The sequence below is a fragment of the Donghicola tyrosinivorans genome, assembly GCF_003003355.1.
Taxonomy (GTDB): Bacteria; Pseudomonadota; Alphaproteobacteria; order Rhodobacterales; family Rhodobacteraceae; genus Donghicola; species Donghicola tyrosinivorans.
On sequence record NZ_PVTQ01000006.1, the window covers coordinates 126,883 to 150,880 of the forward strand.

Here is a 23,998-nt window from a genome sequence, read left to right on the forward strand (position 1 = left end):
TCCGTCAGGCAGAGGCGCAGGCCAGCGCCTCGCACAGATCGTCGCCGATGATTTCCCAAGCATCGGATACGATGCGCACGGCAATGAGCAACAGGTCGCGGTCTTTCGGCGGTGCCGCCCGTAGTGCCGCAACCGAGAGGGCAAAGAAGCGGCGGATATCTTGCGCGATGGCTGTGTCGCCCCCGATGGACGCCAGATCCTCGCGCGAGATCCCTGCCCCGTATTGCCAGCGGGCTTTCTGGGACGGGGCAATTTCGTTCAGATTGGTCACAGCCCCAAAGATAGTACAGGTGTTCTCGACCACGCGGCGGCCATCTTCGTGGGCGGCAGCCATTGGAGCATAGGCATTGTCCAGATGGCGCAGGATCGCGTTTGACAGATGCTCAAGCGCTTGGGGCGTCGTGAGGGGCGGTTGCTGGTTCGCGTCAATGGCCCGAAGCGCAAGGTTGCGCTCAGTGACCCGTTGCAGGGCTGCTGCGATCTCGGTCGGGGCAAAGTTGTTCGCCTGAAGCACCTCCATCACGCCCATCAAGATGCGCGTGCGCTCGTCCAGAGCCAGAGGGGCCTCGGTCCCGTCGGCTTTCAGCAGATAGTCATCATCCTTGGTGTAAAGGACTAGCGCCAGATCATTCTTCGGAGCCATGGGCATCTCGTTTCGCTGCGATGGGTCGGTACAGGGCACAGGAATAAGGCGCGCCCCTTGGCAAGGTGGGCTTGCCACGGGCCGCATTGCCACACAGTACCCTAGCGCACTGCGCCGCAACAGCCGGTGTGGGGGCGTCCTATCCGTAAGACTAAGCGATATAACCTTTTTTGCTTAGGTGTCGTGGAAGACTGTCTTCCGGATCAGCGGCGCAAGCAGCGAACGCTCTTCGTCCGTTAGGCCGGACAGGATGTCGTCTTGTAGGTCAATGATCACCGGCAGGACGTCTTTGTAGTGGCGTTCCCCTGCCGTGGTCAGGTGCAGCACACGGGCGCGGCGGTCTTTGGGGCTGACGGACCGCTGGACAAGGCCCTTGCGTTCAAGGCGGTCAATGACGCCGCCAATCGTGGCGCGGTCATAGGCGATGGCTTCGGCAATGGTTGCCTGATCCGACCCCGGCAGGCTGTGGATCGCATCAAGGGCAGAGAATTGCACGGCGGTCAGATCGTGGCCCGCATCGGTCATCCGCTTGGTGAAAACCTGTGTGGATTTCTGATGTAAGCGGCGGATCATGTGGCCGATCATCTTTTGAGCTTCCATAGGCCCCTCTGCGACAAGACTTGAATGGTTCTAGGCGTGCGGCCATCGAATGTACATCGTTTTGAAAGTTCGCCCACGGCTTGCGGGGATCGCTGTTCAGCGGGTCTCTGCGACCGCTTTGAAATGATCACCTAAGTGGCGGGTTCCAAAAGATTGGCCTACCATATCTATTGCCATTGCGGTCAGAAAGAACTGTATGGGCCCACTCACGCTTTGTGGCGTGACCCATGGCAGGACATGTAGAGCCGCCCGTCTGATCCCATCGGGCAGATAGGTAATGTGGGGCGTCTTGCCGATGCAGTCAAAGGCCAGCTCTGCCAATTCCCGATGGGTGAAGGTATCGGGGCCGCCCACATTCAGCCATGGGGTGCCAGTGTCTGTTTCCTCGGCAATTGCGGCGGCCAGATCGGCACCGTGGATTGGATTGATCCGGTTGGTCCCTGTGCCGAACAGCCATACCCTGCCCGCTTGCGCCATCTTCTGAAAGTCCTGCATGTCCGAGAAATAGCCCGATGGCGCAATCACGGTTGAGGCGATAGGAGACCGTTGTAGTGCATCCACAAAATCGGCCTTCGCGGCAACCAATGGGACATGTCGCATTTTGTCGGCGTTCAGCACATGAACATAGGCAAACCGCGACACGCCTGCCCGCTCGGCTTCGCGTAGAAGGTTGAGGTTTGCCTGAAAATCCACGTCACGATAGGTCAGCCCATCCTTTTGCCGTGTAATCCCAAGGGCCGAGACGACCAGATCGGCCCCTTCCATAGTGTCAGCAAGCGTGTCGGGACGGGTGGCCTCAGCCTCGATCAGGGCGCTGGCGCTGATGTCACGGGCGCGGGATTTGTCACGAACAAGGGCAGTAACGTAGTAGCCGCGGCGTTCGTATTCGGCGCAAAGATAGCGGCCAAGGTAGCCGGTGGCTCCGGCGATGAAGACGGATTGCATCGGATTTCCTTTCAAGGGAACGCAACAGCGGCCGCTGAGAGCGCCATCGCGGCAGTGACGGGCGTCCAGAGGCGCCGCTCGGGGCGCGAGGGGCTAAAGCTGTTCGCGATCAGGGTCACAAAGGTCAAGATCAACGTCAGAGGAAAGGCATAGCTTGGCAGGGATAGATCCAGCAGATTTGCCCGTTGCAACACACTGCATGACATTGCGATCAAAAGAGCGGCTTGCACCAACGGAAGCACCCGCCAGACGGCGGGCAAGCGGCCGGAAAAGCGTCCGCCCATCGTGAAACGGCCCCAAGGCGCACCTGCGATAAGACCCAAGTGCATGGAAATCGGCAGCGTGGTCGCTGCGGCGTAGATAATCGCGGCGATGGTCATGACATAGCCTCTTGATGGGCGACGCATTGTGTCGGCAATTTGGGCGTTGCTTCAGTTGGTTGTTCGTCGCGGTTAACCAGCTGCGTGAAGAGTGTTTCGCCGGTGAGTAAGGCGTGAAGGGCTTTGAAACGGTGGGCGCGGAGGGTCAGCATATCGGGCATGGAAATTCCTTTCGTTATGCAATGACCCTATCTGTGTTTCGCGGCGCTGCGGATGACCGCTGGTTTCATTCCTTTGATGGTTGGTCTCAGATCAGGCCCCTGCCCCCTCTTCACGGAACGCCGAAGGGGTCATGCCGGTCCAGCGCTTGAAGGCGCGGACAAAGGATGATGCCTCGGAGAAGCCCAGAAGATAAGCTGTTTCATTCACCGAAACTTTGCGGGCGGCCAGATAATCCCGCGCCATTCGTTCGCGTAGGCTGTCGTGGATTTCAGCGAAGGTTACGCCCTCTTCTTTCAGGCGGCGATAGAGGGTTTGGCGGCTCATCCCCAGATCACGTGAGATCTTGTCCATAGATAGAGAGCCCTTATGCAGATCAGGTAGAATCTGGCCCTCGATCTGGGCTCGGATACCGTCGGACCGCTCTAGCTCTTGCAGCAGACCGTCCGCGTGGCGGGTGAAGATGCCGAAAGCATATTGATGCCCTGGTTCAAAGGCACTGTCGGCGCTAAGCCAGACCGGATCGATCCGCAGTGCATTTCGGGTGCTGTTAAATCGGACAGGGACGCGGAACAGGTCGGGATAGTCCTGAACATGGGGCGGCGGGCCGTAGGTGACTTCCATCTCCAACTCGAAGGTCAGATCGGGGAAAGACCGGCGGAATTCGCTGATAAAGCGTGCGAATGAAGCCTCTAGCGCCAGATAGGGGGGCGCCTCGCTTGAACCACCGATGGGCATATGATCGACAATCCACGCTTCGCCATTTTGCGCCAGCAGTTCAAACCGATCCTGTCCTGCAACAGCATCGTTTTCGCTCATGAGGCGGAGGTAGCGGTTCAGCTGTTCGATCGAATGGGCCAGCGAGGCCGAGGTATGCACGATTTGCCCGACGATCGAGATTGTCTCAAGCTTGGTATCCAGCGTGTGCCGCAGAAGAAGTGCGGTGTCCTGCGTGGCTGCGATCCCTGCACCGATCATCGCCTGATATGCGGCAATGGGCACGCGGTTGTCCTGATCATCCAGATCCTCTTCGCGTAAGCCCGAGGCCGTCAGCAGCGCCCCGCGTGGTGCGCCTTTCTCCGACGCATAATCCAGAAAAGCCGCAACGAACCCTGCGGCCATCATAGGTTCAGACATACCCATCCCCGATTCACAAACTCGCTTTGAACCGCACAGGACTGATGGTTGGCCCTGTGCGCGTCGTGGTGAAGTTTAGGCGATCTGGGTGTTCATGGAAGGTCCGGAATTGCTCAGTTTTCCAAGAATTTCGGTCTTTCGGGGAGCATTAGCCGGTTTGCCCACACAAAGGGACCGTGCCGTCGGTCATGTCATGGAGTTCCTGCCCCGTCAGGGTCTTGGCCGAGAATGTGGCGTTGTAGCCGATATTCTTTTTGAACCAGCTCGCAATTTCGGGCGGGTATGTGCTGAGGATCGCGTTGGTCCCATTGATCGTGGTCGAACGGCCACCGGTGATTGGCATGATGGCGTGAAACTTCCACTTAGCGTTTGGGTAGGTGCAGAGGCGGTTCTCGATCACATAAGCAAGGCGGATGGTGCACATACTGGCGCAGGTGCCACGGATCACATAACCGGCGCCTGCCTTTTCCGCTTTCATTTCCTGCCTGAAACGATGTCCGACGACCCCTCCGGGATCAAAGTCAATCACTCTCCACTTGTTGTCAGGAATGATCGAGCGGGCTTCTACGATGGGTGTAGTCGCCATCAGCAAGGAAAGGGCAGTCAGCAGGCGAAAGATCATGGGGATTTTCCGGGTTTTAACGCCGTACCAAGGCAGGGAACCGGAACTAAACGGCACATCATCCACAGCACTTGCCCGCGTCAGCCGCAGGAAAGCGGTGGTTTCCTCATAAAATATACGAAACTACGCCTGACATGATTGCCCGCAGGGATACCCTGAGGGCGCGTGCGGTTACCTCTCCTCATCTTACGATGCGGTTCTCGCAAATTCGGGATCGCGTGAGTGGCGGATTTGCGAAACAGGCCTGCATGAATGCGGCACAACCCAATTGGTAGCGCGCATCCAACCGGTTGGGTTAAGGCACCAAAATCTTATCTTCAGCGTGGAAATCGGTAAGAAAAAACTAACGAATTTCGTCCAAATAAAGTTCTCTTCCCCGATTATTCCAGTGCTTTATCGTACATTTTTATAGGGTGGGGGTGAGCTGTAAGTGGTGCTGGATTGAATGCCAGGAATTTACGCAACTCTTGAGAGAAGCTGGCGAAAACACATCATGTTAGACAGAGGGCAGGTGAAAGATTTTTTGCGCTAATCTTTTGGTTGTTGGCCATTATCTCTGGCAATTCGCGGGAGAGATCAGGCCGTAGCTGTAATCATAATGTTTCGGATTGCGATATAGTCCCGAAAGTTAAGCGCCCGATTCACCCCAAAGCGCGGCTGACGCCGACTCTCTCCTATGCCTCGGCATGTAGGGTGCACTGATATGTGACCGAGTCTCACAAACTGGGGTGTCGAGAATTCGGTTGGAAAATACGTCATGGCGGGTGGAAGCTTTGCCTTTCGACGCCCTTTCTATCCGAAAGACGTGTCTAGCTGCCCCAAGGAGATGTTTATGGATTTCTCATGAACATTTACATTTTCTCGTAGAGCGTCCGTTACTCAAAGTAGCAAGACAGATAACAATAGCCTGAGAGATCGATATGCTGAACAAGTCACTCATTCTACGATTTCCAGATCTACAAGGGGCGCAAATGGCCGCGCCTTTCCTTGTTGAGGGTCTGGCGATGAAGATCGATGAACTTGAGATCATCGACCTCAAGATTATCATCGGGAAAGCTGGAGAGGTCGTCGTCTCGAGTGGTTTCAAAGATGCGAAGGCACTGAAGAAAGCGAACGTGTTCTTTGCTGAGATCGTCGAAACGATGAAGCGTTCGTTCCTGTTCCGTGTCCACGCCTTTGATGCGGTTGCGGTGATGCACCTGAACGATGAAGGTCTTGAAGCCAAGCGGGCACAACGCGCCGCCGCTTAAGGTCAAACACCCTGCCAGTTCAAAGGGCCCGCTTCGGCGGGCTTTTTTGCGTCTTTAGGCCAGATAGGGATGTGCATTCGCGGGTCTGTCGCCTTGACTGAGGCTTTGTCTCTATAGGTAAAACGCTGATCCCGTAAGTTATCCACATAGCGTTTTTCTGAGCTTGAGCGTGCAAAGCGTCCGATTGTCAGCCAAAAGCTATCAGTTTCTAGGGGTTTTTCCCGAAAACAGGGTAAATCTGGTGCCTGAACCTACTTTGAGATTCGGTTTTGCACGTTTTGTGACACGTAAGCAGCGGGAGAGATGACGGAAAATAATCGTACTCTTTCTTCCGTTAGGCTCGCTTCGGACGCTAAACCGGCGATCTCTCTAAAAAACGCTTGCGTCATCCTGCCGCTTCAAGCCATTACTTACGTTAAACACAGAAGAAGACGTCGTTTTCCGTAACACACGGCGCAATTTGAGGGCAGACGATGGATCGTCAGGGGCGGATCGACCAGTTGGTCGGTCGACATGCTGCGAGTTTGTCGGAGAGGTTGCAAGCACATCGCACGCAACTCTTTCCCCCAGACGCGCGCCGTTTCCTGAGAAAGTTCACCTCTGGCGAAGTTGCGGCCCTACTGGGTGTGAAAGACGCTTATCTGCGGAAACTCCATTTAGACGGACGTGGACCTGAGCCTGAAATCCGCACGGGCGGGCGTCGCTATTACACGACCGAGGATATTCAGGCCCTTCGTGTGATGTTGGACCACGGGGCGAAGGTGCAAGGCACCTACTTGCCCGGCCGTCGCGAGGGCGATCACCTACAGGTTATCACGGTCATTAACTTTAAAGGTGGATCGGGGAAAACCACCACCGCCTCGCATCTGTCGCAGAAGATGGCGTTGGATGGTTATCGTGTGCTCGCAATTGATCTTGACCCGCAGGCCAGCCTGAGTGCGCTGCACGGGTTTCAGCCGGAATTCGATCTGGTGGACGGCGGCACCCTTTATGATGCGATCCGCTATGATGACCCAGTGCCTTTGGCGCAGGTGATCCAGAAGACGCATTTTACGAACCTAGATATCATTCCGGGCAATCTGGACTTGATGGAGTTCGAACATGACACACCCCGGGCGCTGGCCCGCAAGTCGGGCGAGTTGTTCTTTACCCGCGTCGGCGAGAAACTGGCCGAGATTGAGGCCGCCTATGACGTGGTGATCATTGATTGTCCGCCGCAGCTGGGGTTCCTGACAATGTCTGCCCTATCAGCGGCAACGGCCGTTCTGGTGACGGTGCATCCCCAGATGCTGGATGTGATGTCCATGTGTCAGTTTCTGCTGATGACCTCGAACCTACTTGGTGTCGTGGCCGAAGCCGGAGGCGACATGAGCTATGACTGGCTGCGCTATCTGGTCACCCGTTATGAGCCCGGTGACGGGCCGCAAAACCAGATGGTTGGGTTCATGCGCTCAATGTTCGGAGAGCATGTGCTGAACCATCCGGTTCTGAAGTCGACAGCGATTTCCGATGCGGGCATCACAAAGCAGACCCTCTATGAGGTTGAAAAGAACCAGTTCCACCGCTCGACTTATGAGCGGGCGATGGAAAGCCTGAATGCCGCGAACGGCGAGATCGAAGATCTTGTCCAGAAAGCATGGGGGCGGTGATGGCACGCAAGAACCTGCTTGGTAATCTGATGGGCCCTGGCGCGATGACGCCGCCCGAAGCGATTGCCCCACGCCGGACCACTGGCGCAATCGGGGCGGTCTCTCAGCAGATCGCGGACCTTAAAACCCGCGCTTTGGTTGAGGTTGCGGCAGAGCTGATCGATGACGCGGGTCTTCAGGACCGGTTGGATGATGATCCCGCTGGAATTGAGGCATTGGTGGCCTCGATCCGTGAATATGGTCAGCAGGTTCCGGTTTTACTGCGGCAATCACCAAAGGATGCTGCGCGGTATGAGGTGGTCTATGGTCGCCGCCGTGTGCGTGCTTTGCGGCAGTTGGGCCAACCCGTAAGGGCGATGGTTCGCGTTCTGACGGACCGCGATTTGATCGTGGCACAGGGTCAGGAAAACGCGGCCCGAAAAGATCTGACTTTTATCGAGAAGGCAAACTTTGCGCGGCAGATGGTCGAAAGCGGGTTCGAACGCAAAGTAATCTGCGATGCCTTGCACATCGATAAGACAGTGATCAGCCGGATGCTAAGCGTGACCGATGCTGTCCCCTACCCGATCATCGTGGCCATTGGTGCTGCGCCAAGTGTTGGGCGGGATCGTTGGCTGTCGCTGGCAGAGCGGATCAAGGGGCGCGCAATTGGCCAGTTGGTCGAAATGGCGGTCGGTTCGTCCTCGGACGAGCGGTTCCAGTCCATGTTCGACGCGTTGGCGCCGGAAAAGCTGAAGCCAGCCCGTGGCGGAAAGCGTGCGGTTGTCGCAGTCGATGGCCAGACCTTGGGCGAGGTTGCTCACAAAGGCGGCAAGACCGTCCTGACCCTACAAGAGAATTCCGGTTTCGATCAGTGGCTGATCGATAACCTGAAAACGCTTCATCAGCAGTTTCTCAAGGACGCTGATGAGGCACCCGAAAGCAAGTAACCCGAGACCGAAATTAAGGAGGCACGATACACGGAAAGAAAAAGACCCCCCAGGACATGACATCCCGAGAGGCCGTTTCGTACTCGCACCACGAATCTAGCCCTTCTTGTTGACAGCTGTCAACCATCGCGCAGTCCGATGGGTGGGATTTTTTTGCCGTCGTGAAATATAATGGAACGTATCACTTCGACGCCTTTCGGGCGCCGGCAGGTGACGGCTGACCATTTGGCAGCGCAAGCGTTGCTGAAGGCGCCGATCCCCGATGCTGTGCCTGACAAATGGACCATCATTAAGGAACTGACCGCAGCGCGTTTGGCCTTTCAGGTTACCGATCGCGATCTGGCGGTCTTGCATGCATTGGTCAGCTTTCATCCCCATGACAGTCTGGCGGATGGTGAGGGCACGATTGTGTTTCCCTCGAATGCCGCACTGTCCGAGCGGGCGCATGGGATGGCTGAAAGCACGCTACGCCGTCATCTTGCTGCGCTTGTCCGTGCGCAATTGATCATCCGACACGATAGCCCGAACGGTAAACGCTATGCCGCGCGTGGGGTAGACGGGGGCTTTGAGCGTGTGTTCGGCTTTGACTTGCGTCCATTGCTGGTTCGCTTGCCCGAGATTGCTCAGGCCGCTCATGAGGCGAGGGCTGCGGCGCTGCGTTTGAAGCGGTTGCGTGAAGCGGTGGTTCTTCGCGTGCGTGATGCGGTGAAGTTGATCGAGTTCGCACAGGATGAAATTCAAGAAGACTGGGGCAGCATTCTAGGAAAATTGAAGCTGATCCAGCAGTGCTTGCGTCGGAAGAATGACGTGGATGCTCTCAATGCGCTGAACGTAGATGCAGATCACATCCTGAACAACGTTAACAGTCTGATAGTAGCGAATAAAACAAAAGAAATGGACGCCAATGACGCTATTAATGAACGTCACATACAATATTCAAACCTAAAACATTCAGATTCTGAACCTTCCTTAGAAAAGGAAGAGGCGACGGCCCCCGCCCTCGCTGACCCTGCTGTACGAGTGAAACCAAAGCTTCCTCTGTATTTGGTGCTTAAGGCATGTCCGGATGTTCTGGACTATATGCCCGATGGCATTTCAAGCTGGGAAGAGCTGGTTCATAGTGCGGACTTCATCAGGCCAATGCTGGGAATTTCCGATGATGCATGGCTCAGAGCACGAAATGCTATGGGGGATGAACAAGCGGCGATCACCTTGGTTGCGATCTTGCAGAAAGCATCCGAGATCCGAAGCCCGGGCGGATACTTGCGTGCATTAACAAGCAAAGCCGAGGACGGGGCATTCTCGCCTGGGCCGATGATCATGGCGCTTATCTCAACGGAAAATAAGCGGGAGGTTTGATGCACTGGGCTGTGGTATGTTTTGGAAGTTCGTTGGGGTCTAGTTGGCTTTGGCCTCGGGCTAAATGTTCTCAGGAGACGGCATCTGGGACGCTTTCGGGCACCGATGTCGGTGTCGTGCGTCATGATGACCACAGTGGGCAAAACGCTATTTTTCAAAGCATTAGCTTTTGCGTTCCGTTCGTTTTCGGCGTAAATTCAGAGCAACACGGTTTTTACGTCTAGGGGTAATTCATGTACACGCATGAGGATTTGAGCAGGCTTCAGGCTCAGTCTCTGAAAATGCAGAGCTGGATCAGAACGCAGACGTTCTCGCCTGAAACGACCAAACGGCTTCGGCGCTTTTCCAGTTGGGAAGTGTCCGAGCTGATCCTGGGGATCAATCAATCCACTTTCCGCGGACGGCTTGCGGCCGACCTTGATCTGCCCGGCGGCGAGGTTGAGCCCGATGGACGTCAGCGCTGGTTCTCTTTGGACGAAATCAACGAGTTGCGACGCCGGATCAAGGTGAACAAGAAATCGCTGATGCCGCCGCGACCGGCTGGTAAACGTGCATTGCGGGCGGCGATTGCCAACTTCAAAGGCGGGGCGGGCAAATCGACGGTTGCGTTGCATTTGGCCCATGCGGCTGCGCTTGACGGGTATCGTGTGCTGTTGGTGGATTTCGACCCGCAGGCAACCTTGTCCCACTCGATGGGGCTGACCGATGTGGACGAGGAATACACGGTTTGGGGCATCATGGCCCGCGACCTGATCCGCGAAACCGACCGGATGAATGCGGCGGTGTCGGGGGCGGCCAGTGGCACGGCGCTGCCTCAGCGGCAGATCCCGTCCTCGATCCGTGAAATGGGGCTAGAAGTTCTGCGGACCCCTGATTTCATCAAGCCGACATCGTGGAGCACGATTGATATCGTTCCCAGCTGTGCGAACGCGGCTTTCGTGGAATTTGCCAGCGCGCAGTATCGACACCTGAACCCCGAATGGAGTTTCTTCGCGGCGGTGTCCCGATATCTGGATAGCTTGAACGACGATGATTACGATCTGATCATTTTCGACTGTCCGCCAGCGATCGGTTACCAATCGATGAACGCGGTCTTTGCGGCAGACATGCTGTATATTCCATCGGGGCCTGGCTACTGGGAATATGACTCGACCACCAGTTTCATCGGCCAGTTGGCTGAGGCGCTGGAAGACTTGGCCGCCGGTTTCGAAGGTACTGTGCCGGGCGGTACGATGCGTCTACCCAAAGCCTTCGCGGATATTCGTTTCTTGATGACGCGGTATGAGACGGGCAACGAATTGCACCGTGCGATGTATGAGGCATTCGGCAAAGTCTTTGGCGAGCATCTTACCAAACATCCGGTTGAGATGACGCGCGCGGTGGAACAATCGGGCCGGTTCCTGTCGTCGGTCTATGAGATTGATTACCGCGATATGACGCGGGAGACTTGGCGTCGGGCGCGCGCCAGCTTTGACCGCGCTTACGAAGAATTCCGCGGGAATGTTCTTGCGGCGTGGGACAAGATCTAAGGAGGCGATGATGGCAAAGAAACGTCGGATGTTCAGCATCGATATGCCCACCGAGGCGGCTCCGGTGCAGTCAGCGCCCGAAGCCCTTGCCCCAGCGACCCAGTCGCGTCGCGGGCCGATGGCGTCGGCGATTACTGAGGCGGCAGAGTCCCATCGTCAGCGCCAAGAGATCGAAGCGCAGATCCGCGCCGAGAATGACGCGCTGGCCCACGAGCATGTGCGCCTCAAGAACATGGGTCTGATAATCGAGCTTGTGCCCATCAATGCGATCCACACCGACAAGCTTGTTCGCGACCGTGCGGTCGCGCCTGATCCTGAGTTGGCAGAACTGAAGGACTCGATTGTCGAGATTGGCCTCTCTAACCCGATACGCGTTGAGGCGCGGGATGACGGCGGGTATGAGCTGATCCAAGGCTTTCGCCGCCTTTGCGCTTACAAAGAATTGGCCAAAACATTGGGTCAGGAAAAATGGTCGGCGATCCCTGCGGTCGTGACCTCGGCTGGCGATACGCTGGAAGATCTGTATCGCCGGATGGTGGATGAGAACCTTGTCCGCAAGGATATCTCATTCGCTGAAATGGCGCAGCTTGCGCTTGAGTATGCCCGTGATCCAGCGACAGAAGAACAAGACCCCGATAAAGTGGTCGCGCTGCTGTTCAAGTCCGCCGGATATCAGAAACGCAGCTACATCCGCAGCTTCATTAAACTGATCGATGCGCTTGGTGGAGATCTGCGCCATCCGACCCACTTGCCCCGCGCGTTGGGCTTGGCATTGGTCGCGCTGGTCGAGAAAGCGCCGGCTGACGTTGACGCTTTGCGGGCCAAGCTTGCGGCGATGCCCGAGCGGTCCGTGTCGGAAGAACTGGACCTTTTGCGCGTAGCAGTGGGTGTCACTGAGAAGGCGATGCCCGAGACCGGGCCCAAGGCCCCTGCCCCATCTGCAAAGCCCGCGCGGTTGCGTCTTGGTTTTGAACGCAATGGAACTGCGGTCCAGTGTACTGCGGTTGATGGTAAGCTTGAGATCAAAACCAGCCGTGATTTCTCGGCTTTGGACGCGGCGGCGCTGGAGCGGGCGTTGTCTGAATTTTTGGATCAGCTGGACGGAGGCGCTGGCAGTTGACAGCTGTCAACATGCACCCTTGCTGTCATCGATAAGAGTATAGTTCTCGACCGGCACGGTGACTTTCAAAGTCGTGCCGGGTTTTTCGGCCGGCTGACTGTGTAGTGTGATCTCACCGTGTAGAGCTTCGACCATGCGCGCGCTGATCGCCAGCCCCATTCCCTGTTGGGACGCCGGAGCGCCAGTGGTCCGGAACGGTTGAAACAGTTTGGTTTGCATTGTGACGGGAATACCGACCCCGTTGTCGATCACTTCAAAGTGCAATTGTTGTTCTACAACGCGCCATGTGATCGTAATTTCGGGATGGTCCGGATTGGCAAAGCGGATTGCATTGTCGATCAGGTTCGAAAGAATACCACTAAGCGCGCTTTCGTCGCTGTGCAGCAGCACCTTTGGACCAGAAAGTTTCACCTGTAGCTTGGGGATCTGGGGAATTGCCTGCAAGATCTGCTCGACCAGTTTGTCAAAGCGGATCGGAACGCGATTCACGGTGAAACCGCCAAGCCTGACATACTCGACAAAAGCTTCCATCCGCTCATAGAGGGTCTCGGCGCGGTCGGCAATTTTAAAGGCGCGTGTTTCGGCCTCTTTGATTTTACCTTTGTTCAGGTCTTCACGCAGCCACTCGGCAGATTGCACGATCCCGCGTGCAGGGCTGCGCAAGTCATGTGCTAAAGCATAAAGCAAATCCTGGATCACTTGGTTTTGGCGGCTGAGTTGGTTGTTGCGCCGCTCAAGGCCGCCGACCAGACGGAAATACTCATCCATTCCCTTTACAAGCGTGTTCATTCCGTAGCCGAAGACTGCGAAGAGAAATATGTCAAAAAGCGCATAGCCGATCTGCCCGAGGATCAGATTGGCATATATGCTGGATAAAAGAAGGTAAGCCAGAACCGCAATCGCGATTGAAACATTCAGAACCGGTCTGCTGAACCCCTTTTTCGCTTGGATCGTTCGAATTGCTGCGATGATGCACAGTGGAATTGCGCCGATCGGAGAACTGACGACCACCGGATGTACGACAGTCTGCATCATTGCGGCGATTATCGTTTCTGGGGTCAGGATGATCCCGACAACTCCCAAGCCAAGACACATCACGTACCTTGTCAGGTTCCTGAATTCGTTCTCTTCCGTTCGTTTGGCCAGTGGTAATGAAATCAGAATTACGCAAACTGCCGTTTCTGGATCTATCAGATGCTGTAGCCATTGGGTCTTTTCGCCACCGATGAGCATTCCACCTAGAACGGTCGCGGCTGGGATCGCTGCGCTAACTGCTGTGAACTGCGCGAGTTGGCGTTGCAGTGAAGGCTTTATCGAAGGAAATGCGTGAAGACCGACTGCCAAGCTTAGGATGACAGCTGTCAAGATCGACGGCGTGGTCAAATATGCGGTCGTTTGGCCCGTTTTTGTGATCAAACTAAGCAGTAACACGACAATCGCCATGGCTAGCGCGATTTTTGGCAGAAGCGAGGATAGGCTTCTGCGCCGAATGTTGTCGTAAACGCTGCTCATGACCTTCTTTCACCGCAGATCTGCGGCGTTCTTAAGAGTAGATATGTCACCTTAGGGATAGTTCAACGGAATGAAGTCGATTCGCCTTTGCTCTTGATGCAAAGTTACCTTTGCATTTTTCGCTTCTGTTGAGTTTTTGCCAAGTAGATGGCATTATTTTTGAACGGTTTTTAGCGCCGATTCCCCGAATATTTGCCTAGTTTTGAGGGGATCTCAAGAATGCCTCAGTAAGCGAAAATATCGGTTGGTTTATTTCCGTTTCTTGATCTATTCTGCATACTATCAATGACTTGTGCTTTTGCGCAGTGAGGGCAGAATATGCAGCTTTATGAGAAAATTCTCTCTATCGAAGTGCTGGCTGCGCGTCTAGAGGGGGCGTTTTTGGCGGACCCTCAGATCGGGGCGATGTGGCGTGCGCAAGCTGCGCTTTCCGAAGTGTGCAGGTCTGTCGGCCTTGAAGGTGTGCCTCTTTCCGAAGGCGATCTGGTTTCGCGTCAGTTCGAAGCCCGTCAGACGGAACTAGAGACTGCGCGGGGTTCTTGGCTGGCGTCCGAGATGTTAAAGGTGCTGGTTTCTCCGGTGGACTTTTTCCGCGATCCAGAGCGCTGTGTTCAGCGCTGTTATCGGGCCGCGCCGTTGGAAGAAGGCAGCACCGTTGATCCGGCAGAGCTTGGGGCCGGTTTTTGTCGGGATTTGACGATTTTGGTCGAAGAGGCCCCCTCCCCTCTTGTCGCGGCGCTGCGGGCGACCTCGCATTTGCGATTGGCAACAGAAAGTGCCAACCCCGCCGCCGAGCGGTTGTTCTTTACAATGATCGATCATTCACTTCGTAGCCGTCGCGCCGGGGCGCGGGATTTGAATTTCGATGAAGATGTTGGGTCGGTCGAAGTCTTGGCGGCGCTGCGTGGGGATTGGGTTTTCCTGCCCTCTTGTGCTTTGACTGCCGAAGGGTTTCGCGCATGGCAGCCGACCGTGCCTTCGGGGCAAGTCAGCCTGCTGGATGGGCTTCAGGTCGAGCTTTCGCGGGCGATGGGGCAGTTGCCCCTATTGCGCCGCTGGCGTGCGCAGGCGTTGGCGTCCTGTGAGGGGAAGCATGGCAAATCCCGTCTGCGGGATCTTGTTCACCTGCTGATGGAAGAGCCAATCCTGACGACAGTGCGCGTGGCTGACCGGCTGAACGTTAGTGGACGGACGGGGTTGAACTTGATGAATGAAGGTGTGGCCAGCGGCTTTCTTGCGCCGATCACTGGCCGTCGTACCTACCGCGCTTGGGCACCCACGCCCTTGGCGGATTACTTGTGTCAACGGCGACCCAAAGCGCAATTTTCTGAGGAACGTGCGCCCTTGGGGCAAGAGGCTGGATCTGAAGCGATGGCGGCGTTGGATGCGGCGCTGGCGCAGGCCGATAAGGTTTTGCGACGTACCTAAGGCCCCATGCGCTTCCCTACCTGATGCGCCCTACATAGCACCACGCGCGTTCGTGAGCAGGGGTGATGTCCCCTCCCCCTCATATTCTTGCCGTTCGTCACTATATCTCTGCTTACCGGTCTTCATGGTCCTCGCGGTAGAGGTCCCCGCTTGGACCGGAAGCCACTGCGTCCCTCTTCCCTGAGGGGCGCGGTGGGCTTTATTTCAGGCTATTCACTAGATTGATGGCCGCTTGTTTTGCCCCTGCTGTATATGCCTGCGCGATGATGTTTTGATCCGGGGCCCGCAGCATCAACATGCTTCCTGCTGGATTGTCGTACGCGCTGGCCTGTTCAACGGTCATCCAGTCTTTGCGCGAAGAAATGTTCCCTGAAATGGAGATTGTCATCTCGCCAAGTGCCGATAATGCGCCGGTCTTGAAGCGGGCTCTGAGGCCGAGAGAACTTTCCAGCGTGTAGCCTGCCAAGGCAAGGGGCGCGGGTGATCGGTTTGTCAGGGTGATGTTCTGGCGCTGCGAACAGGCTTTGGCTCTTAGCCCCAGTCGCCCGACCACCAGACTTTCGTCCAGCGCCATATAGAACAGCTGCGTCGCGCGATGGGGCTGCGCTGTGCCAGTTTGGCAGCGGACTTCCAGCAAGTTCGGCCCGTATCGCAATGTCGAAAGCCCAAGATAACCGTAGTAGCACCCTGCCCCGTTTTGCCGGAGGTCGGCGTGATTTAGGAGGGTGTGGTTCAGCCAGATGTCGACACTCCCTTGGTCTTTCCAGGATGGAATGTCGGGGCAGTGAAATTCGAAGTAAACTGGTGCGCTAAGGATTGGAACCATGCGTTTCGGGTCGGCGCAGCAAGGGCTGGTGATGCGAAGGGACCTTCCTTGGTTTGCCTGCGGTTTTGCGTAGAGGTGGCGGGTGTCCAGCAGATCGCAGCTGCTCTGGTTACGGTCTAGTGCGGCCAGATAGCCATGCTGTCGCAGTGCAGGGATCGCGTTTGAGAGCGCTTGATGAGGTTTGGAGATCGGAGCGGCTTCGCGTTTCAAGCTCCCAATAACGCGGTCTCGTAGGGCGTACCTTAGATCAGTTTCCGCGCCATCCGGGTGATGCAGAGCGGCCTTGATTGCCTGTGCCAACAATTCACCCCCTGCCCCATCTGGGATGTTGGCGGCTTGGCGAATGACGTCTGTCATCAGCTTTTCCGCCAGCACAGGCAGTGAGCGTTGGGACTGGGAAGCCTGAGAAAGGATGCCACTTTGTAGCAGCGGGTCCGCTTTGAGGACGCTTTTCAAGCGTGTGGATGGGAATGATGGCTGTCCGTCCAAAGCAACAAGATGGTCGGGGATCGTGCAGGTCAGGGTTTCAAAAAGCTCTGCCGCTAGAGGGGCCAGTGGCGCGACCATCCATCGTCTGACGACCTCTTGCAGGCTTTGCATTGTTTCTTCGGTTTGCTGATCCCACTCAAGAATATACGGCAGCAGCAATTCGCGAACTGTTGTGACCGTGTCCCGCAGTAGATCGCCTCCTTCCCCGCGGGGAAGATTGTCCGCGACTGACATCAACTGCGCATGCAGAACCATCGCGCCGGTTTGCGCACTATTCATCGGCGTATCGCGAAACACGACTGCGAAGGATTGACTGGCAGAACGTCCGGTCAGGTATCCCGCCTCGATCAGGTGCTGAAAGCAGCGCGACATCTGCCGCTGATTTGCCTCATCGCCCTGCCCTAGGACATCCTGATCAAGTAGGGCGAAGGCGTCCTCGATTGTTACTGGAAAGTGTTCGTCTTTTTCCTCTTCGATATTTCCTTCCAACCCGCCCTTGCAGCCGGATAGCAGTCGTAGCGCGGCAGCAAACCGCCTCAGGTTTCTGATGTCTTGCGCTTCAAGATCGGATGGCGGGCTAGGTGTGCCAAGGGGATTGGCGATGTCGTCCTCCCTGCCCTTTGTCGCAATCCGGGTTGCCAGTTCTGCGGCCTCATCGGCCAACAGCGGCGCAAGACGTTTAAGGTAATTCGCCAACCCCTCGGACAACAGTGTTTGCGGCAGATCAGCCTTGCCAGCGCAGCGCGCGATTAGATCAACGGCTGTCTCAAGCGCGATCGAACGATACGCGTCTGCGGTGGTGCTTCGCGCGGAGGTCGTGGCCGGTTTTACAGCATAGATGCTCGCAAGCAGCTTGGAGCCCGCTTCAGAGATATAGCCCCGCAGATCGCGGCAGGTGATCTGAAAGCCCAGATCAAGACCGGTTCCGATGACCAGCGATGCGGCGGTTTCAAATGACAGGATCATCCCCGCGGGGAAGGTTTTCTGGGGTACCGTCCGGTGATGGACGGACAGTCGCGTCGCCACACCGCTGCCTTGGGCAATGATCGCGGTACAGTGGGACGTGATTTTCGCCTGTCTCATGAAGGCTGACCTCAGAATGTCGCTCGGGTCGGCTATCCCGCATTTCAGGTCAGGGACGGGTAGCGGGAACCTCGTGGTGTCACCAGACATCACCCCGACGCGGATTTCTGCGCCAGACACGCCAAGCGGATCGGTTGTGCTTTGAATGCGGGCTGTCGGTCCAAGGTCAGGATCTTCGATGCGGGCAAGGGTGTCGTAATGGATGCTGAGATTGAAAGGCGCGATGCTTTGCTGGTCCATCGGAATGGCGAGGGGCAGGGGTGTGGTTTGCGAAAGCAACGCAGGATCGTCAGCCTGCAGCGGGTATGGTCGGCGCATATTGCCTCTGGTCTTTGGTGCCACAAAAGTGCGCAGCACGTGGTCGTGGCGCGAGGCGACAAGAAAAATCGCATCTCAATTGTGGCGAGCGATGAATGTTTGATTGGGCCAAAACACGCGACCCGTTGGGTCAGAGTTCCACATAGGATCATCGAAAACAATCTTAGGTTGTTGCCTCTATACCTAAGAGAGTGTCGCGCTGGTTCAAACCCAGCTAACTACCAACCGATCCGTAGCGCTGGATGAATTCTGCAAAACCCTCACCAGTGAAAAAGTGTGGTGTGAGATGGAGATACCGTATCTCAAGTCTCCGTGCTAAGCCTTAACTCTTGGATCAGGGAGGCGATTTTGGTCAAAGACCTTAATTTGAACGCGATGAACCACTTTGAGGCGGTGGCCCGCCTCGGCCGCGTCTCGAAGGCGGCGGAGGAGTTGGGTGTGTCTCCGTCCGCAGTGAGCCAGCAGATCAGGCTGCTTGAGCAGCAGTTTGGCGTAAAACTGTTTCGCCGTGAAAAGCGCCGCCTGTCTTTGACCCTTGATGGTGAGCGCTTGTTTCAAACCACCACCCAAGCCTTTCGTATGATGCGCGACGTGCGCAGCGCGATCGTCCGCCAGCGCGAAAACCGCCATTTCATCATGCGCGTCAGCCCCAGTTTTGGCGTGCGCTGGTTGGGTCCACGGATCAAGAACTTTCTTGACGAAAATCCGGGCTGGGACTTGCGTGTAGATGGCACCCCAGACTTTACCGATTTCGAAACCGAGATCGTGGATCTGGATCTGCGTTATGGGGCAGGGGATTGGTCTGGCCTGCACCAGGAGGCCGTCGTGGATGATTTTGTTCTACCGCTTTGTGCCCCGTCTTATCTGGAAGAGTTGCGCAAGCTTTCAGACGATCCCATTGCCCAGTTGCGGCAGGCCCGCCTGATTGACTCGGTCAAGACCCACTGCCGTTGGGATTTCTGGCTGGCGCGGCGGGGCGCGATGGGGGGCAGGTTGGTCTATCCCCTCAGGTTTGACCGGTCCTCGATGGCTATTCAGGTGGCTGCCGATGGGGGCGGTGTCGTGCTGGAAAGCGCGACCCTTGCCCTGCCTGAGATCGAACGCGGCGCATTGGTGCCGCTGTCGGTCGGGTTTGAAGTGCTGCGCTTTCCGGCCTATTGGTTGGTCTGTCCGTCACGCCATGCAAGCCGCCGGATCGTTCGTTTGTTCTCTGACTGGATCAGGGCTGAGGGGCGTCAGCATGATGCGCATGTCGCCGCGACCCTTACCGATCTTGGCTGTAGAATCGAAGAGACGGACACCTTGGCATCGATCACCCGCGGTGCAGTCTAGGGCATATCCGATCTTCCCCACGGGGAAGATTATTACGTCCGAAAGGTGATATTAGGGCATAACCGACCGCCTTTTTTGCGTTTCCTCGTCCTGATGGCCATCTGCCATTAAGTCAGGCCTTCATGTCTAATGCATCTGTTCGCTGGTTTTTGTTTCTCGGCTGCTGCGCCGCGACAGGTTCGTCGCGCGAATAGTGTAGGCGGGACGCTGGCGGTCAAACTTGAGTTGCAGGTGCGTAAAGGCGAGGCGGCATGCACAAATCGGCGCAGGTCGGACAGTTCTGGTCTCATGAGAATGCCTATGGACAGGTTTATCGTGACTTTGAGGTTTCGCGGCTCAGTGTGATCAGTGAGGCTATTCAGAGCCGTCCTGTCTTTCACTCCGTGCTCTATCTGTCAGTGGTCCTGTTTTGGACCATCAGCATTTCCTATGGCGCGGCGCTTCATGGGCCAAACACGATTGCAGTGAACCTTAGCCCCCATGTGGCGCTTTTCACGGCCTGTGTTGGGATCGTTACCTATCCAAAGCGTTTGACGTGGGTGCCGATATTGGCGCTGGCGGGGCTGTTCTTTGTCCCCGCGATCCTGCCCTTCAGTGGCAAGCCCATGTGGATTACGATGCCAGAGGTCACGTGGGACCTTTTGGGCTTCATGTGGGGCGCGAACATGCTGAGTGGTGTGTTGGTCGGTCACATCGTCCGGCAGGTCTACGCGCAGATTGCCCGAAAATTTCCACCGCTGGATACGGCGCTGCTGGTGACCGCGGTGATCTCAGTCGCCTTTTTGGTGATCTGTACAATTCAGTTCCTTGCGGTCCAGAAGTTTGCGTCCAAATTGGATCCTGCCCATCTGGCTGCGTTGGGGTTTGACGAAAACTACAACGATTTCGCCTTGAACAGGACCCTGCGCGGGACCGCTGTTGTGGGCGGGTTCATGGTGGCGATCCTGAATATGCCTACGCGGGCCAGCCTGCTGCGGGCGGCTCCGATATTGGGGGTCTTCCCTGCGCTGGCGCTGATGCACCAGTCAGATAGTGGCGGCTATGCGATGATGGATGTGGGTCTTTTGGCCCTGCTGCTGGCGCTGACCTTGCCTGCGCGCGTTGCCCCGTTGATCGTCATTGTAGGGGTGGCGATCTATTCGGCTATGACAGGCGCTTATCTGACCGACACCGCGCCGCGCGATTTTGAATCGTTTCTGTTGCAGCGTTACGCCATCCTTATGCTGTTTATTATCGTTCTGGCGATGGCCCTGCGCAGCCGTCTTAGCTACGATCTGGCGCAACGCGAAGCCAGCATTCGCCGCCTGTCCACCGTGCGTAACTTTGCAGGTGTGGGCCTGTTCGCGATTAACGTGCCGCGCGACATGATGCGGGTGGATCCGGCCGCGCAGCGTTTGGTGGGTCTGCCAGCCAGCGATGATCTGGAAGCGTTGCTAAGCCGGTTTGAACACGAAGATCAGGAGGCCTTGCGCAGGATGATCCTGTCGGGCGATGCGGGCTCGCACACCTTGCTGGTACGTCTGGCCCACGTTCGGGCGAATGGTGAGCAGCGAATTCTGCGTGTCCACCTCTGGAGCGAACAGAACCTCTGGCGCGAACACATAGCCTACGGGATGATGGTCGAAGTCACCGACGAACATAAGCGCCAACGTGCTCTGTCCGATGCGCTGAGTGAACTGTCAGTGCGTCAGGAGCGTCAGAAGCAGCTGTTCTCGATCGTGTCCCACGAACTGCGGACACCGGCCTCGGTGATCTCGATGCTGATTGACGAGCTGAAATCCGGCGAGGATCTGGCCGAAACCACCAGCCAGATGCGCGAGGCCTCAAGCCAGCTTTTGAACGTGCTGGACGATATGCGGCAGGCCGTGAACCCCGAAAAGAACCAGCGCATTCACCATGAGGCCTATGTGCCTGCCGATGTGGCCGAAAGCCTGCGGAACACCTATCAGCTTCTTGCGCGGGGCAATCAGATGCGCCTGAGCGTAGAACTTGAACAAGGGGCACGCAGCACGCTGAAAGGCGATGCAAAGCGGATCAAGCAGGTTCTTGGCAATTTGGTGCGCAACGGGATCATCCATAGCAACGGTAGTGAAATCCGCATTGCGTATCAGGAGCTGCCGCAGGATCTGGTGGATCGCCGCATTCTGGCGCAGGGGTGCTGGACTGTCACCGATGACGGGGTAGGTATCCCGGAAGCGGATGTGGAACGCCTGTTCGAACCCTTCGAGCGCGGCTCGCAAGATGCCCGTAATCAGGCCGATGGCAGCGGCTTGGGGCTCTACATTGCCAAGCAGACCATCGAACTTCTTGGGGGCGAGTTGACATATTTCACCGCGCCGCAGGGCGGGGCAGGTTATCGGATATGGCTGCCGGACCCGCTGGAAAAAGCGGTTGTCCATGAGGAAGAAGGAAAGGAAGTTGTCTGCGCCGGTTTCGCCAAGATGTCGGTGCTCGTGGCTGAGGACAACGCGCTAGTCGCGAAGATCACCACGAAGCAGCTGTCGCGGGTGTTCGGCTCGATCCGGTTGGCGTCCAATGGCCGTGAGGCATGGGAGGCCATTCGTGAAGAGCAGCCCGACATTTTGCTCACCGATCTGTTTATGCCCGAAATGACGGGGGACGAATTGGTCCGCGCTTTGCGCGCGGATGGTGTGACGATCCCGATCATCGGCTTGACGGCTGCGGTGGTAGGCGATGACACGGCCCGCTTTATCGAGGCAGGCGTGACGGCGGTGATGTCCAAGCCACTAAATGTCGCCAACCTGTGTCAGACGCTGCAGAATGAAATGGGCAAGCCTCCAGCTGCCGATACGGGCACCTGATGTGAGGTGGTAGCAATCAACGTAAAAAGGGCGGCCCATTAAGGCCGCCCTTTTGTTGTTCCTGATAATTCGGTTAGTGGATCAGTGAGCCGCCGTTCACGTCAACCTCGGTGCCGGTGCAATAGGCCGACAGGTCGGACGCAAGAAACAGGGCGCAGCCTGCCACGTCCGACGCTTCGCCCGCGCGGCCCATGGGGATGCCTTCCAGGATCATCTCTTTCATCTCGGGGGTCAGCTTGCCGCCGGTGATGTCGGTCGCGATAAAGCCGGGGCAGATCGCGTTGAAACGGACCTGATCAGGCGCGAATTCGCGGGCCATCGCTTTGGTCAGGCCAAGGATACCAGCCTTGGCAGCCGAGTAGTGCGGGCCACCAAAGATGCCGCCGCCGCGCTGTGCCGAGACCGACGACAGGTTCACTACGCTGCCCGACTTCTGCTTTTGCATCGCGGGAACACAGGCCTGCGACATGTACAGGGTGCCGCGCAGGCTGACGTCCATGACGGCGTCATAGTTCTGGGGCTCGATCTGCAGCGACTTCAGCGGTTGGGTGATGCCTGCGTTGTTCACCAGAACATCAATCCGGCCCCACTGATCCAGCAGGGCGGCAACGGCTGCTTCGCAGGCTGCTTTATCGGTGACATCACAGGCCAGACCTACGTGCTGTGCGCCAATGTCGGCGGCTGCGGCCTTCGCGGCGCTTTCGTCCAGATCAAGAATGGCCACGGTTGCGCCATGCTCTGCGAACAGTTTCGCGGTGGCTTTACCCAGACCGCGTGCCGAAGCGGCACCGGTGATGACGGCGAATTTGCCGGTCAAAAGTCCCATATCAATTCCTCCCTGCGCGCGTCGCGAATGGGCGCGACGGCGTGAATTCCTAGATTGCAGTCAATATTCGGTTCTTGGGAACCTTCAAGAAAGCGTTCTTACAGAGTTGTTTAGTATTACTTCACATTAGGTGGATTTCTTTGCTGGTCACGGTTCGATAGGACTGTGCCCTAACGCGCCTGTCGGGAGAGCAGGCAGAGTATTTGTGGAGGAGCGCCCATGAAACTGGGTCTGGGAAGCTACGCCTATCGCTGGTCGATCGGCATCAAGGATCAACAGCCAGCGGTGAAAATGACTCCGTTCGAGGTGCTGGATCAAGCCGCGGCTCTGGGTCTGGACGTTGTGCAATACGCCGACAACATGCCGTTGGACACCTTCTCTGAGGCGGATCACCACAAGCTTTATGAGATCGCGCAGTCCAAAGGCATCGCGCTGGAACTGGGTACCCAGTGCTTTGATGCGGATGAGGTTGAGCGTTATCTGGTCATCGGTCAACGCCTTCACGCCAAGATCATGCGTGTGGCATTGGACGCCGAGGACTCCCACATGCCGGTCCCCGAACTTGCCGAGCAGCTGCGCCCCCTGCTGGAGAAAGCCCGCAATGCAGGGATGCGGATCGCGATTGAAAACCACTTCAACTACCCCTCTCCCCGCATGGTCGAGCTGCTGGATGTGGTCGGTGATACGACCCTTGGCGTTTGCTTGGACGTGGCGAACTCGATCTGTGCAGGCGAATGGCCGCACGAGACCGTCAAGATGCTGGCGCCTTATACGATCAACCTGCACCTCAAAGACTATGTGATTCAGCCCGACAACTACGGCGTCGGCTTTTACATCCACGGTGTGCCGCTGGGGCAGGGGCGTGCGCCGATCCCGTGGATTCTGGATCAACTGGCCCACTGTCCCAAGGATATGAGTGTTATCCTTGAGCATTGGTTGCCCCGCGGTGACGACACCGCGAACGCCCGCGCGCAGGAACAGCCTTGGCTGGAACAGACCGTCGCGGCGGCAAAAGAATTCATCAAAGGGCGCTGAGTGAG

General features: G+C 56.8%; 20 protein-coding genes. 10 read left to right on the plus strand and 10 right to left on the minus strand.

Annotated features, from left to right (window positions below; genetic code table 11):
* Positions 1 to 4 precede the first annotated feature (4 nt).
* The 7 genes from CLV74_RS10810 to CLV74_RS10835 all read right to left on the minus strand — a co-directional run bounded on the left by CLV74_RS10810 (position 5) and on the right by CLV74_RS10835 (position 4,486).
* On the minus strand, positions 5 to 643 hold the full coding sequence (locus tag CLV74_RS10810) for a hypothetical protein (RefSeq protein WP_146134934.1): 639 nt from the start codon (positions 641 to 643) through the stop codon (positions 5 to 7).
* A 174-nt stretch (positions 644 to 817) separates the two neighbouring features.
* Complete coding sequence (locus CLV74_RS10815) at positions 818 to 1,243, minus strand: MarR family winged helix-turn-helix transcriptional regulator (RefSeq protein WP_106264512.1); 426 nt, start codon at positions 1,241 to 1,243, stop codon at positions 818 to 820.
* A 96-nt stretch (positions 1,244 to 1,339) separates the two neighbouring features.
* Positions 1,340 to 2,188, minus strand: a complete 849-nt coding sequence (locus CLV74_RS10820) for an NAD(P)H-binding protein (protein WP_106264514.1) — start codon at positions 2,186 to 2,188, stop codon at positions 1,340 to 1,342.
* An 11-nt stretch (positions 2,189 to 2,199) separates the two neighbouring features.
* Positions 2,200 to 2,568: a hypothetical protein gene (locus CLV74_RS10825; protein ID WP_106264516.1), complete on the minus strand. Its 369-nt coding sequence runs from the start codon at positions 2,566 to 2,568 to the stop codon at positions 2,200 to 2,202.
* On the minus strand, positions 2,565 to 2,729 hold the full coding sequence (locus CLV74_RS22820; RefSeq protein ID WP_170108025.1) for a hypothetical protein: 165 nt from the start codon (positions 2,727 to 2,729) through the stop codon (positions 2,565 to 2,567). The genes CLV74_RS10825 and CLV74_RS22820 overlap by 4 nt, the downstream gene beginning before the upstream one ends.
* Before the next feature lie 91 nt (positions 2,730 to 2,820).
* On the minus strand, positions 2,821 to 3,864 hold the full coding sequence (locus CLV74_RS10830; protein ID WP_106264519.1) for an AraC family transcriptional regulator: 1,044 nt from the start codon (positions 3,862 to 3,864) through the stop codon (positions 2,821 to 2,823).
* Positions 3,865 to 4,012: 148 nt separating this feature from the next.
* Complete coding sequence (locus CLV74_RS10835; protein WP_106264521.1) at positions 4,013 to 4,486, minus strand: hypothetical protein; 474 nt, start codon at positions 4,484 to 4,486, stop codon at positions 4,013 to 4,015.
* A gap of 920 nt (positions 4,487 to 5,406) precedes the next feature.
* Here CLV74_RS10835 and CLV74_RS10840 point away from each other — a divergent pair.
* The 6 genes from CLV74_RS10840 to CLV74_RS10865 all read left to right on the plus strand — a co-directional run bounded on the left by CLV74_RS10840 (position 5,407) and on the right by CLV74_RS10865 (position 12,322).
* The gene (locus tag CLV74_RS10840; RefSeq protein ID WP_146134935.1) at positions 5,407 to 5,736 is read left to right on the plus strand and encodes a hypothetical protein; all 330 of its coding nucleotides are present in this window, start codon (positions 5,407 to 5,409) and stop codon (positions 5,734 to 5,736) included.
* Between the two features lie 473 nt (positions 5,737 to 6,209).
* Positions 6,210 to 7,385, plus strand: coding sequence for a plasmid partitioning protein RepA (gene repA / locus CLV74_RS10845; protein WP_106264525.1), 1,176 nt, complete (start codon positions 6,210 to 6,212; stop codon positions 7,383 to 7,385).
* Positions 7,385 to 8,314: a plasmid partitioning protein RepB gene (gene repB / locus CLV74_RS10850; RefSeq protein WP_106264691.1), complete on the plus strand. Its 930-nt coding sequence runs from the start codon at positions 7,385 to 7,387 to the stop codon at positions 8,312 to 8,314. Before repA ends, repB begins: the two co-directional genes overlap by 1 nt.
* 171 nt (positions 8,315 to 8,485) lie before the next feature.
* The gene (gene repC, locus CLV74_RS10855; RefSeq protein ID WP_106264527.1) at positions 8,486 to 9,673 is read left to right on the plus strand and encodes a plasmid replication protein RepC; all 1,188 of its coding nucleotides are present in this window, start codon (positions 8,486 to 8,488) and stop codon (positions 9,671 to 9,673) included.
* Between the two features lie 233 nt (positions 9,674 to 9,906).
* Entirely contained in the window at positions 9,907 to 11,202 is a 1,296-nt protein-coding gene (locus tag CLV74_RS10860; protein ID WP_106264529.1) for an AAA family ATPase, read from the plus strand.
* A gap of 10 nt (positions 11,203 to 11,212) precedes the next feature.
* Positions 11,213 to 12,322, plus strand: coding sequence for a ParB/RepB/Spo0J family partition protein (locus CLV74_RS10865; protein ID WP_106264693.1), 1,110 nt, complete (start codon positions 11,213 to 11,215; stop codon positions 12,320 to 12,322).
* 6 nt (positions 12,323 to 12,328) lie between these two features.
* Here CLV74_RS10865 and CLV74_RS10870 read toward each other — a convergent pair whose 3' ends face one another.
* Positions 12,329 to 13,834 carry a sensor histidine kinase gene (locus CLV74_RS10870; RefSeq protein ID WP_106264531.1) on the minus strand — a complete coding sequence of 502 codons (1,506 nt, stop codon included), beginning with the start codon at positions 13,832 to 13,834 and terminating at the stop codon, positions 12,329 to 12,331.
* A gap of 318 nt (positions 13,835 to 14,152) precedes the next feature.
* Here CLV74_RS10870 and CLV74_RS10875 point away from each other — a divergent pair, with 318 nt between their 5' ends.
* Positions 14,153 to 15,262 (plus strand): hypothetical protein, encoded by a 1,110-nt coding sequence (locus CLV74_RS10875; RefSeq protein ID WP_106264533.1) that lies wholly within the window; start codon positions 14,153 to 14,155, stop codon positions 15,260 to 15,262.
* Between the two features lie 199 nt (positions 15,263 to 15,461).
* Here the strand turns inward: CLV74_RS10875 and CLV74_RS10880 are convergent, their stop codons facing one another.
* Entirely contained in the window at positions 15,462 to 17,978 is a 2,517-nt protein-coding gene (locus tag CLV74_RS10880) for a hypothetical protein (RefSeq protein ID WP_106264535.1), read from the minus strand.
* 348 nt (positions 17,979 to 18,326) lie between these two features.
* On the opposite strand from CLV74_RS10880, the gene CLV74_RS10885 reads away from it, so the two are divergent.
* Positions 18,327 to 19,310 carry a LysR substrate-binding domain-containing protein gene (locus CLV74_RS10885; protein WP_106264537.1) on the plus strand — a complete coding sequence of 328 codons (984 nt, stop codon included), beginning with the start codon at positions 18,327 to 18,329 and terminating at the stop codon, positions 19,308 to 19,310.
* Positions 19,311 to 19,561: 251 nt separating this feature from the next.
* Positions 19,562 to 22,132 (plus strand): hybrid sensor histidine kinase/response regulator, encoded by a 2,571-nt coding sequence (locus CLV74_RS10890; RefSeq protein WP_106264539.1) that lies wholly within the window; start codon positions 19,562 to 19,564, stop codon positions 22,130 to 22,132.
* A 73-nt stretch (positions 22,133 to 22,205) separates the two neighbouring features.
* On the opposite strand, the gene CLV74_RS10895 is transcribed toward CLV74_RS10890, so the two are convergent.
* Positions 22,206 to 22,958: an SDR family NAD(P)-dependent oxidoreductase gene (locus CLV74_RS10895; RefSeq protein ID WP_170108026.1), complete on the minus strand. Its 753-nt coding sequence runs from the start codon at positions 22,956 to 22,958 to the stop codon at positions 22,206 to 22,208.
* Between the two features lie 219 nt (positions 22,959 to 23,177).
* Here CLV74_RS10895 and CLV74_RS10900 point away from each other — a divergent pair, with 219 nt between their 5' ends.
* Positions 23,178 to 23,993 (plus strand): sugar phosphate isomerase/epimerase family protein, encoded by an 816-nt coding sequence (locus tag CLV74_RS10900; RefSeq protein WP_106264544.1) that lies wholly within the window; start codon positions 23,178 to 23,180, stop codon positions 23,991 to 23,993.
* Positions 23,994 to 23,998: the final 5 nt, after the last annotated feature.